We start from the raw sequence: 11,187 nt of genomic DNA, 5'->3' as shown, positions 1-11,187 counted from the left end.
AGGTCCCGGATATGTAACACAAATGGCGCTGCGACCGGGCATGTATGTCGTCCCGGCCCCACTACGACCCGTTATGGTCTTCGTGCACAAGGACGATCAGGAGTTGGCCGCCGGCTTTCAGCAAAATGCGCTGCAACGTGTGCGCGCCGGAGATGAGGCAGAGGTCGCTTTCGATGGCCTACCGGGGCAAATTCTCAAGGGAAAGGTGAAATACGTACTTGACGCGATCGCCACCGGACAGTTCCAGGCAACCGGCGTGCTACAGGACATGGGGGCGGACGTACCAGGCGGACGGGCTGTCGCCATCATCAACATTACCGACGACACATCCAGCTACAATCTACCAGGCGGCTCGGCCGCTCAGGTAGCGCTTTACACGCCGTTCGCGCACCACTTCGCCATCATCCGGCGCATCTTGCTGCGCATGCGGAGCTGGGAGAACTTCGTTTTCTTGGAGGGTCACTAAGCGGTCTTGGAGGGGCGCTAAAATTGCGCTGGATCAGGGAACTAGCGGCAGGTTAAGGCTACAAGCGCGCGTCTTGACTGTGATTTGAATCGACGGAGGAGGCACATGGCCGCGGACAAAGGTTTCTCTCTGCCCACTGCTGAGCAGGTGATGGAGAAGCTCGCTTTGGCCGAAGCCGAGAAGGCCTCGGAGTATTTGCGCAAGCAGGCAGCGGTTGAAGCTGAAAAGAAGATGCTGCTTGAAAAGCTCACCAAGCCATCCGGCGTGTCAGATGACGAAGCTCTCCAGCGTGTGGCCAACATGATTGAGCGGGCGGTATCGAACGGCCTTACTGAGGTGCAAGTCTATCGCTTTCCGAACAGCCTCTGCACCGATCACGGCCGCGCCATCAACCAGCAGGAGCCTGGTTGGGAGACGACGCTCACCGGCCTGCCGAAGGAGATGTATGAGTTCTGGGACAGGCAGCTACGTCCGCGTGGTTACAAGCTCAAATTCCAGATCGTGGATTTTCCGGACGGAATGCCGGGGGACGTCGGCATCACGCTGAAATGGGCGTGAACCGCTGAGCGAGCTTGGCTCGTAGAATTTCATGGGGAGGGGGGAGGAGATTTCGGGGCGACCTTGCTTCGCCCGGCGTAGTGCGGCTTTACGAGGAGGATCATCTCATGACCAGTCAGAAAGTACCGGCCAAGCAGCCGACGCCCATTCCCTCCATCCTGACGAGAAATCCCGTTTTCGATGCGTGGTCCTACTGGCTCGATGCCTGGCAGCGCGGCGTCCTGTTCCTCGACGTCATGCAGCAGAGGAGCAAGCAGTACGAGGAGCACGCCGCCAAGATCGCGCCGCATGTTCTCAAATTCGGCGTCGAGCTGGTCATGGACGGCCGTACTCTTCGGCGCCCGGTGAACTACATCCTTGCGCGCCTCGCGCCTCCGCAAGGCGTCAAGATCGACGAGCGGAAGCGGCCCTTCGTAATCGTCGATCCACGCGCCGGTCACGGCCCCGGCATTGGCGGCTTCAAAGCGGACAGCGAGATCGGCGTGGCCTTCAAGGCCGGCCATCCCTGCTACTTCATCGGCTTCCTGCCTGACCCGGTGCCAGGTCAGACCATCGAAGACATCGTCGCCGCGGAAGCGGCCTTTCTCGAGCGCGTCATTTCCCTTCACCCCGAGGCCAACGGCAAGCCTGCGGTGGTCGGAAACTGCCAGGCTGGCTGGGCGGTAATGATGGTCGCCGCCAAGCGGCCGGATCTGTTCGGGCCGATCATCGTTGCCGGCTCTCCTTTGTCCTATTGGGCGGGCGTGCGCGGCGAGAACCCGATGCGCTATACCGGCGGGCTTCTCGGCGGCACTTGGCTCACCGCGATGATGGGCGATATCGGTGCCGGCAAATTCGACGGCGCTTGGCTCGTCAGCAATTTCGAGAATCTGAACCCGGCCAATACCTATTGGACCAAGCAGTACAATCTCTATTCAAAGATCGACACCGAGGCGCCGCGCTACCTCGAATTCGAGAAGTGGTGGGGCGGACATATCCTGCTCAATGCCGAGGAGATGCAGTTCATCGCCGACGAGCTGTTCATTGGCAACAAGCTTGCAACCGGAGGCATTGTGACGTCGGACGGCCAGAGCATCGATCTTCGCAGCATCCGCTCGCCGATCATCGTGTTCTGCTCGAAGGCCGACAACATCACGCCGCCGTCCCAGGCGCTAGACTGGATTCTGGACCTTTATGGCAGCGTCGACGACATCCGTGCCCACGGCCAGACCATCGTCTACGCTGTGCATGAATCGATCGGCCATCTCGGGATTTTCGTCTCTGGCTCCGTGGCCAAGAAGGAGCACGACGAGTTCGCGAGCAACATCGACCTGATCGACGTTCTGCCCCCCGGCCTGTACGAGGCTGTGATGACGCCGAAGGCTACCGATGGCCCGACCGATGATCTGGTCGGCGGCAACTATCTCGTCCGCTTCGAGGCGCGAACGCTCGACGATATCCGCGCGCTTGGCGGCAACAGCATCGAAGACGAGCGCAAGTTCGCCACGGCCGCACGCATTTCGGAGATCAATCTTGGCCTTTACCGCGCGTTCATGCAGCCTTGGGTAAAGGCTTGGGCCAATGCCGGCTTCGCCGAGTGGATGCGCAAGATGCACCCGCTCCGCCTGCCCTACGAGATGTTCACGCCGGCCAATCCATTCCTCAAGTCGGTCTCATCGCAGGCGGAGAGCGTGCGAGAGACCCGTCAGTCCGTCGCGCAGGACAACCTCTTCTGGCAGGCACAGGAGCGGATGGGTAACGCGATCGAGTCCTCGTTGAAGGCTTACGGCGACATGCGCGACCGTGCCGTCGAGACCATGTTCCACGCCGTTTACGGCTCGCCGATCCTCCAGGCGGTGGTGGGCCTGAAGGCCTCCAATGCTCCTCCGCGCCAACGGCCTGGCGTCGACGCCGTATATCGCGCCTTCGTAGCCGAGCGGACCGACCAACTGACACGTCACATCGCGCGCGGCGGGCCGCGCGAGGCGGCCATCCGCGCTCTCCTCTATATCCGCATGCCCGAGGGCGTCGCCGATGAGCGTGGTTTCCGTTTGCTCGAGCGCATGCGCGAGCACGCCGGAACCGGTCTGACGCTCGCCGACTTCAAGACCATGGTGCGCGATCAGTTCTTCACCTTGCTGCTCGACGAGCGCCGCGCGATCGAGTCCATCCCCGAGATGCTCGATAGTGATCCCGAGCTCGCCCAGCGCATCGCAACCACGCTGCGGAAGCTCATCGAAGTCCTCGGCGTGGAAAGCAAGTTGGGAAAGACCCGGCTCGCGGAGATCACGGCGATGTTCGAGTCACGAAGAAAGGCCAAGTCTCCAAACGGCGCGCCGAAGGACAGCGCACACGCTGCGCGGGGACCGCACGCGCCTCAGGCGAAGCCAAATCGGCCCCATTCGCGCAATTTGAGCTGAAGGATCGAGCCATGAACGAGAACTCGACGGCGTCGACCTTACGTCGGCATGAGAAATACGACCGCCTGATCGCCGCGGCTAAGAAACTGCAGCCGATCGCCACCGCCGTGGCACATCCTTGCGACGAGACCTCGCTTCGAGGGGCGCTCGAGGCTGGCGAGGCAGGATTGATCAAGCCCATCCTCGTCGGGCCCAAGAGTAAGATCGAAGCAGTCGCCAAGGAGTTTTCGCTCGAACTCGGCGGCATCGACATCGTCGACGTGCCGCACAGCCAGGCGGCGGCCGAAAAAGCCGTCGAGCTCGTGCGCACTGGCAAAGCCGAGCTTCTCATGAAGGGAAGCCTGCATACCGACGAGCTGCTGGCGGAGGTGGTGAAACGCGACACCGGCTTGCGCACCGGGCGGCGGATCAGCCACGTGTTCGTTATGGACGTCCCGGGCCACGCGCAGACACTGTTCATCACCGACGCCGCGGTGAACATCGCGCCCGACCTCGAATCGAAGCGCCACATCATCCAGAACGCCATCGATCTCTTTGCCGGCCTCGGCCTTGGCACACCAAAGGTCGCCATCCTCTCCGCTGTCGAGACCGTGACGCCAACCATTCCCTCCACCATCGAGGCTGCGGCGCTGTGCAAGATGGCCGACCGCGGCCAGATCACTGGCGGGGAGCTCGACGGGCCGCTCGCCTTCGATAATGCCATCAGCCCCGAGGCTGCGCGCATCAAGGGCATCAAGTCGCCGGTCGCAGGTCAGGCGCAGATCCTGGTGGTGCCGGACCTCGAGGCCGGCAACATGCTGGCGAAAAACCTGACGTTCCTTTCGCATGCCGATGCGGCCGGCATCGTGCTCGGCGCGCGCGTGCCGATCATCCTCACATCGCGGGCCGACCATGTGCGAACGCGCATGGCCTCCTGCGCCGTTGCCGCGCTCTACCGCCATAGCCAAATGGCAACCGCGCCAGTCCGTGCGTAACGCCCATGTCCGACACCATCCTCGTCGTCAACGCCGGCAGCTCGAGCATCAAGTTCCAGCTGTTCTCGATCGGGGATCAATTGCAACGCAGGCTCAAGGGCCAGATCGAGGGCATCGGCGTCCATCCGCACCTCGTTGCCAAGGGCGCGGACGGCGCCAGCCTCATCGACAAGACCTGGCCGGCCGGCGAAGTGGGTGACGTGCCGGCGGCCCTGGGCAAGTTAGTCGAGTTCCTGCGCGCCGAGATCGGAACATTGCCCATCGCGGTCGGCCACCGCGTGGTGCATGGCGGCCCGGATTACAGCGCGCCAATTCTGCTCGATGCTGCCGTGGTCGAGCGGCTCGAGGCCTTTGCGCCGCTCGCGCCCCTCCACCAGCCAAACAACCTCGGACCGATCCGCACTTTGCTGCAGAGGCAGCCTCAGCTTCGGCAAGTCGCCTGCTTCGACACTGCCTTTCATCGCGGGCACCCGGAGGTCGCCGACCGCTACGCTCTGCCCGACAAGTTCTATCAGGACGGCGTGCGCCGCTACGGCTTCCACGGGCTGTCCTACGAATACATCGCAAGTCAGCTGCCGAAGGTCGCGCCAGACATAGCGCAAGGCCGCGTGGTCGTTGCCCATCTCGGCAGCGGCGCGTCGATGTGCGCGATCCAGGCCGGCAAGAGCGTGGAAAGCACCATGGGGTTCACTGCACTCGACGGACTGCCCATGGGAACGCGCCCTGGCCAGCTCGACGCAGGCATCGTGCTCTACCTGCTCACCGAAAGGGGCATGAGCGCCAAGGAGATCGAGCGCCTGTTCTACTACGATTGCGGCCTCAAGGGACTCTCAGGCATTAGCAACGATGTGAGGGACCTTCTCACGAGCTCCGACCCGCGCGCCAAATTCGCCCTCGACTATTTCGTCTACCGCATTTCGCTGTTCACCGGCATGCTCGCCGCGGCCATGTGCGGCGTCGACGGCTTCGTGTTCACCGCAGGTGTCGGCGAGAATGCGCCAACCCTTCGCGAAGCCGTGGCCAAGCGCCTCGCCTGGCTCGAACTTGAGCTTGACCCTGCGGCGAATGCCAAGGGCGAGGGCCGCATCTCTACACCGGGCTCGCGCGTGGCCTGCTACGTCATTCCCACCGACGAGGAGCTTATGATCGCCCGCCACACGCTGAGTGTCCTGCGCGTGCAAGCTGCAGCCCGGCTCAAGGAGAAGCTCGCATGATCGATATTTCCGCCTTGCCATTTCTCAAGGGCAAGAAGGCCCTCGTCACCGGCATCGCCAACGATCAGTCGATCGCCTGGGGTTGCGCCAAGGCATTCCGCACCTTCGGCGCCGACCTCGCCATCACCTACCTGAACGACAAGGCGAAGCCTTACGTCGAGCCCTTGGCCAAAGAAGTCGAAGCTTCGATCTTCATGCCGCTCAATGTGCAGACCGAAGGCCAGATGGAGGCGGTGTTCGGCGAAATTGCCAAGAAATGGGGCAAGATCGATATCGTCCTCCATTCCATCGCCTTCGCGCCGAGGGCCGATCTGCAGGGCCGTGTGGTGGACTGCTCGAAGGAAGGGTTCCTCCTCGCCATGGACGTATCCTGCTGGTCGTTTATCCGCATGGCGAAGCTCGCCGAGCCCCTGATGAAGGACGGCGGCACGCTTGCCACCATGACCTATTACGGATCGCAGATGGTGGTGGAGAACTACAACATGATGGGGCCGGTGAAGGCGGCCCTTGAAGCCTCCGTCCGCTATCTCGCTGCCGAGCTCGGACCGAAGGGCATAAGAGTGCATGCCATCTCGCCAGGCCCGCTCAAAACCCGCGCCGCCTCGGGCATCACCGACTTCGACGCGCTGATCGCCAAGGCGCAAGAGAAGGCACCTGCGCACAAGCTCGTCTCGATCGAGGATGTCGGCGCTGCCGTGGCCTTCCTATCGATGAACGGGGCGAAGCTCATCACCGGCGAGACGCTCTACATCGACGGCGGCTATCACATCATAGACTGAGCGTAAGGCGATGGACGCGCGAAGCTACGCGGCGAGCGAGACGCTGAAGGATGGCACCATAGTCACCGTGCGCGCGATCCGTCCCGGCGACGCCGGCGCCATTCTTCAAGCTTTTCGTGGCATGGATCGGGAATCGGTCTATCGCCGCTTCTTCAGCCCGAAGAAGGAGCTATCACCGGCAGAGCTTGACCAGCTCACGGACGTTGATTTCAGCCAGGTCGTGGCGCTGGTTATAACCAAAGCGACTGAGAGTGGCGAAGTCCTGATCGGAGGCGGCCGCTACGCAACGGACGATTCATCTTCGGGCGCGGCCGAGATCGCTTTCATGACCGGCGGCAACTATCGCGGCCTCGGCATCGCTTCCTTGATCCTGAAGCATCTCGTGCTGATCGCGCGCGAGGCAGGCGTGTCGCGTTTCGATGGAGAGGTGCTTGCCGAGAATCAGCCGATGCTTGCCGTCTTTCGCCGGAGCGGCCTGCCGATGAAGCTTCGGCGCGACGGCGGCACCGTACATGTTACGCTTTCGCTCGACAGCCGAAAGGAGCAACCTTATGGGACATGAGACCAAGCTTCAGGCGACTGCCTCTAGCGACACCCCGAAAGCACCGGATAGCGACGAAACGCCGAAGCTGAAGCGCAAGGACTACGAAAAAGCTCTGCGCAAGCTGCAGACGGAGCTCTCCATCCTGCAGGACTGGGTCAAGCGCACGGGTCAGCGAATCGTCGTCGTCTTCGAGGGGCGCGACGCCGCCGGCAAAGGCGGCACCATCCGGGCGCTGACCGAACGCGTCAGCCCGCGCACCTTCCGCGTCATTGCCCTGCCCGCGCCGTCCGATCGCGAAAAATCGCAGATGTACGTGCAGCGCTACCTTCCCTATTTTCCAGCCGCCGGCGAGATCGTGATCTTCGACCGCAGTTGGTACAACCGCGCCGGCGTCGAACACGTCATGGGCTTCTGCACCAAGGAGCAGCACAAGCGCTTCCTGGAGGTTTGCCCCGAATTCGAGAAGCACATCACCGACAACGGCATCAGGCTGATCAAGTACTGGCTCGAGGTCAGCAACAAGCAGCAGAAGGAGAGATTCGAGGCGCGCGTCGACGACCCGATGCGGCAATGGAAGCTCAGTGTCATGGATCTTCCCTCGCGCGAGCGCTGGTACGACTACTCGCGCGCCCGCGACAAGATGCTGGAAGCCACCGACACGGAGCACGCGCCCTGGTACCTGCTGCGCTCCGACGACAAGAGGCGTGCACGCCTCAATCTCATTACCCACTTCCTCGGTCTGATTCCCTACGAGGCCTCGCCGCAGAACAAGGTCAAGATTCCCGCGCGCGAAAAGTCGAAGGCTTACGACGACGAGGCCACGATCAAGGATCGCCGCTGGATCGAGGAAAAATTCTGAGCCGAAACCCGACCGATCACGCCGGACGCGGTGCAAGCCGACTCAATCCTGCGCGTCGCGCGAGGGACTTGTAGATGTGCACCATGAAGGCGGTGGCGAAGAGCGGCGTCAGCAGGTTGAGGATCGGCACCGAGGCAAGCCCGGCGATGATCAGGCCGCCGAGGAACACGGTGGCAAGGTTTGCCTTGCGCAAGGCCCGCGCCTCCGCAAGTGGGAGATGCCGCATGGCCACCATCTCGAAATATTCGCGGCCGAGCAGATAGCCGTTGCCGACATAGAAGGCGATGAGGTTGACCCCCGGCACGAGCAGCAAGAACAGCGCGACCAGGTTCACCGCCAGCACCACCAGAAAAAATTTCAGGCCGGCGACGATGGCAAAGAGCGCCGGCATGGCGCGCCCAGGCGGGTCAGCTGGATAATAGAGGCGCTCGACCTCGCCTGCGATGTCGTCGAGATAGAGGCCGGCCATCAGCGAGGTCACCGGCGGAATGAGAAAGATCGAGCCAACCACGAGCGCGAGCCCGCCCATCCATTCGATGGTGGTTTCGATCCAGTGCGGCCATTCGACAAAATGACTGAACAGGCCTTCGAGCACGATGATGAGGAGGGCGAGCAGCCCTATGGTGAAGCCGACGCATTTCAAGAGCACGACGCGGAAAGGCGGCGTGAACAGCTCCCTGAAGGCTTGAATTGCGGCGGCGAGCATGGCGTGTTTCAACTCCGGCGGCGCCGAATATAGTGGGCGTCCCGTCCAATACCAGAGCGGACATAGGCGAGGGGGGTGACACAGTCATGGCGGAACGCACGCGTGCGAAACGCACGATTGCCGAGCACAGCTACGATGTGGTGGGCATCGGCAACGCCATCGTCGACATCATCGCCCGCTGCGACGATGCCTTTCTTTCCAAGCATGACCTTGCCAAGGGATTCATGCGCCTGATCCCGGCCGGCGAGGCCGGGCGCCTCTATGAGGCCATGGGACCTGCCATCGAGCGCTCGGGAGGATCGGCGGCAAACACCATCGCCGGGCTTGCCTCCTTCGGGGCGAAATGCGGCTTCATCGGCAGGGTCGCCGCCGACCAGTTCGGCGGCATCTTCCGCCACGACATCCGCTCGCTCGGCGTCGCCTACGACACGCCGCCAGCCGACGAGGGCGAGCCGACCGCCCGCTGCCTCATCTTCGTGACCCCTGACGGCGAGCGCACCATGAACACCTTTCTCGGCACGAGCGTGCATTTCGCTCCCGCCGACATCGATGCGTCGCTGATCGAGGCGGCAAGCATCGTCTATCTCGAAGGCTATCTGTTCGACCGCGAGGAGGCGAAAGACGCCTTCAAGGAGGCGGCACGGCTTGCGCGGACATCAGGCGCCAAGGTTGCCCTCACTCTGTCGGATGCCTTTTGCGTCGATCGCCACCGCGCCGACTTCTTGACGTTCATCCGCGAAGAAACCGACATCCTGTTCGCCAACGAAAAGGAGATCACCAGCCTCTACGAGGTAAACAGCTTCGCCGAGGCCGCCGATGCGGCGCTCGCCGATTGCGAGCTCGCCGTACTGACCCGCTCGCAGGAAGGCTCGCTGATCGTGGCCGACGGCGAGACCATCACCGTCGCGCCCGAGCCTGTCCGCGAGGTGGTGGACGTGACCGGCGCCGGCGACCTCTATGCCTCCGGTTTTCTCTATGGCCTCACCCAAGGGGCGCCGCTTGCGACCTGCGGCGGCCTCGGCAGCCTCGCGGCGGCGGAAGTGATCGGCCATATCGGCGCCCGCCCCGAGGCGTCCTTGCGCGCGCTTGCGCAAAAAAGAGGCCTGCTCGGAGAATGAGCTGTCTGTGGCTTTTCCGCCACGGAAATCCGGAAATTTGCCTTTGTTACGGGAGGTTTAACCCCTAGCCGCGTGGTGGCTGCTATGGTGATCGCAACACGGAGCGACTCGGGGGCTTCCATGCGTAAATTGTTGCGCCTTGTTGCAGGCGTAGTGTTGGCCGGCACCGCGCTCACCGGGCAGGGCGCGCTTGCGCAAGACACGGGGACGATGATCGTTGGCGGCACGGAGATTTCCGTCGGCGGCGGCTTTGCCACGCTCGGTCTGCCCGACGTCCGCTTTGGCGTGCTGAAATCGGATTCGCACGACGTCACCGTTCACCGCTTCTCCAATGACGACAACTTCGGAAGTGAGTTCGGGCCGAGCATCACCGGGAGCGTCGTGATCCCGTGGACGGGGCCGACGGCGCTCGCCTTCACCGGCTTTTTCTCGAACATTGATGCCGATAACACTGTTCATTGCTCCTCGTCAGGCAGCACCAGCTGCGCCTTGGTAGATCCGACCGGCACCCGAATTGACCGCGCCGATCAAATCAAGGAAGCAACGAGTCGGGACGTAGACAATTGGGGCGTGCAGCTCGAAGGCCGCTACCAGCTTGGCGGCCCGATAATGGCTCCAGGCCTCCTGAGGTCGACTTACCTCGCCATAGGTGCAGATACCAGGGCGATCAACCAGGATATGTCGATCCGAAATACGAGCACGGATTTTCCGGGTTCGGTGATCCGGTACAATGAGACCCTCGATACGCAGTATTATGGTGGTTACCTCGCGATCGGGGGTGAATATTCGATCTTTCCCGGCCTGAACTCCAGCTGGGGGCTGCGGTCGGGTTTCAACGCGCATGTCGGTATCTACGACGCCCAGACAGACTACGGTGGAACCTACAAGGCGAGCTTCGTCGGTTCTCCAACGGCGACGACGCGGCTTTCGCTGTCCGATGACCAGGCAGTGGTGATTGCCGGTCTCACCTTCGAGACGCGCAAGCAATTCGGACCACGTACCAGTCTGTCGTTGTTGAGTGAGTATGATTGGTACTCCTCAGTGCCGGAGATGCGTTACAGCAACGGCTACAACACACGCACCACGATCGACGACGATTCAGTATTGGCCACACGCACCACGTTTAGGGTGAATATCGGGCTCGGGCCGTCCCAGCTCTACGCTCCACCCCCTCCGGGCGCCGAGCCGCTGAAATAGAGCCTGCTGCCGCTACAGCTTCCTGAGCGCCACCGTCTCCACCGCGTGATCCTGGCCTTTGCGCAAGATCAGATCGGCGCGCTGCCGTGTCGGCAGGATGTTGTCGGTGAGATTGACGAGATTGATCGTGCGCCACAGCGACAGGCCGATGGCGCGCGCCTCCTCCTCCAACAGCGTCGCAAAACGATGGAAATAGGAGGCGGGGTCGCGGAACGCCGTCTGGCGGAGCCGCAGGAAGCGCTCGACGTACCAGCTCTCGATCAGCTGGTCCGCGGCGTCGATATAGATGGAAAAATCGAAGAAATCCGAGACGAAGGGGATGGCGGCGCCGTCTTTGGGCAGCTTTGCCGGTTGCAATACGTTCAACCCCTCG

The 11,187-nt window shown here is 62.4% G+C and carries 10 protein-coding genes and 2 pseudogenes; 10 read left to right on the top strand and 2 right to left on the bottom strand.

Translation table 11 applies throughout. The features are described from left to right. The 8 genes and pseudogenes from ACREC7_RS13195 to ppk2 form a co-directional block, all read left to right on the top strand. Positions 1 to 466 (top strand): annotated as a pseudogene (locus ACREC7_RS13195) (HlyD family secretion protein); the annotation flags it as partial. A gap of 105 nt (positions 467 to 571) precedes the next feature. Beyond that, positions 572 to 1,024 (top strand): hypothetical protein, encoded by a 453-nt coding sequence (locus ACREC7_RS13190; RefSeq protein WP_431556152.1) that lies wholly within the window; start codon positions 572 to 574, stop codon positions 1,022 to 1,024. A gap of 107 nt (positions 1,025 to 1,131) precedes the next feature. Continuing rightward, complete coding sequence (locus ACREC7_RS13185; RefSeq protein ID WP_431556151.1) at positions 1,132 to 3,423, top strand: DUF3141 domain-containing protein; 2,292 nt, start codon at positions 1,132 to 1,134, stop codon at positions 3,421 to 3,423. Then, positions 3,396 to 4,397 (top strand): annotated as a pseudogene (locus ACREC7_RS13180) (phosphate acetyltransferase); the annotation flags it as partial. The gene ACREC7_RS13185 and the pseudogene ACREC7_RS13180, both read left to right, overlap by 28 nt. A gap of 5 nt (positions 4,398 to 4,402) precedes the next feature. Then, positions 4,403 to 5,611 carry an acetate/propionate family kinase gene (locus ACREC7_RS13175; protein ID WP_431556150.1) on the top strand — a complete coding sequence of 403 codons (1,209 nt, stop codon included), beginning with the start codon at positions 4,403 to 4,405 and terminating at the stop codon, positions 5,609 to 5,611. Then, positions 5,608 to 6,390: an enoyl-ACP reductase FabI gene (gene fabI / locus ACREC7_RS13170; protein WP_431556149.1), complete on the top strand. Its 783-nt coding sequence runs from the start codon at positions 5,608 to 5,610 to the stop codon at positions 6,388 to 6,390. Before ACREC7_RS13175 ends, fabI begins: the two co-directional genes overlap by 4 nt. Positions 6,391 to 6,400: 10 nt before the next feature. Continuing rightward, positions 6,401 to 6,952, top strand: coding sequence for an N-acetyltransferase family protein (locus tag ACREC7_RS13165; RefSeq protein WP_431556148.1), 552 nt, complete (start codon positions 6,401 to 6,403; stop codon positions 6,950 to 6,952). Then, entirely contained in the window at positions 6,942 to 7,793 is an 852-nt protein-coding gene (gene ppk2 / locus ACREC7_RS13160; protein WP_431556147.1) for a polyphosphate kinase 2, read from the top strand. Before ACREC7_RS13165 ends, ppk2 begins: the two co-directional genes overlap by 11 nt. Positions 7,794 to 7,809: 16 nt before the next feature. Here the strand turns inward: ppk2 and ACREC7_RS13155 are convergent, their stop codons facing one another. Next, positions 7,810 to 8,499, bottom strand: coding sequence for a sulfate transporter family protein (locus ACREC7_RS13155; protein WP_431556146.1), 690 nt, complete (start codon positions 8,497 to 8,499; stop codon positions 7,810 to 7,812). 86 nt (positions 8,500 to 8,585) lie between these two features. Here ACREC7_RS13155 and ACREC7_RS13150 point away from each other — a divergent pair, with 86 nt between their 5' ends. After that, positions 8,586 to 9,617 carry an adenosine kinase gene (locus ACREC7_RS13150; RefSeq protein WP_431556145.1) on the top strand — a complete coding sequence of 344 codons (1,032 nt, stop codon included), beginning with the start codon at positions 8,586 to 8,588 and terminating at the stop codon, positions 9,615 to 9,617. A gap of 120 nt (positions 9,618 to 9,737) precedes the next feature. Further along, complete coding sequence (locus ACREC7_RS13145; protein ID WP_431556144.1) at positions 9,738 to 10,814, top strand: hypothetical protein; 1,077 nt, start codon at positions 9,738 to 9,740, stop codon at positions 10,812 to 10,814. 12 nt (positions 10,815 to 10,826) lie between these two features. Here ACREC7_RS13145 and ACREC7_RS13140 read toward each other — a convergent pair. Continuing rightward, a partial coding sequence (locus ACREC7_RS13140; RefSeq protein ID WP_431556143.1) for a type I pantothenate kinase occupies positions 10,827 to 11,187 on the bottom strand: 361 nt, incomplete at its 5' end.

It is taken from the genome of Methyloceanibacter sp., assembly GCF_050728395.1.
Taxonomy (GTDB): domain Bacteria; phylum Pseudomonadota; class Alphaproteobacteria; order Rhizobiales; family Methyloligellaceae; genus Methyloceanibacter.
The sequence above is the reverse complement of the archived record's forward strand: the minus strand, read 5'-3'. Positions and strand labels throughout refer to the sequence as shown.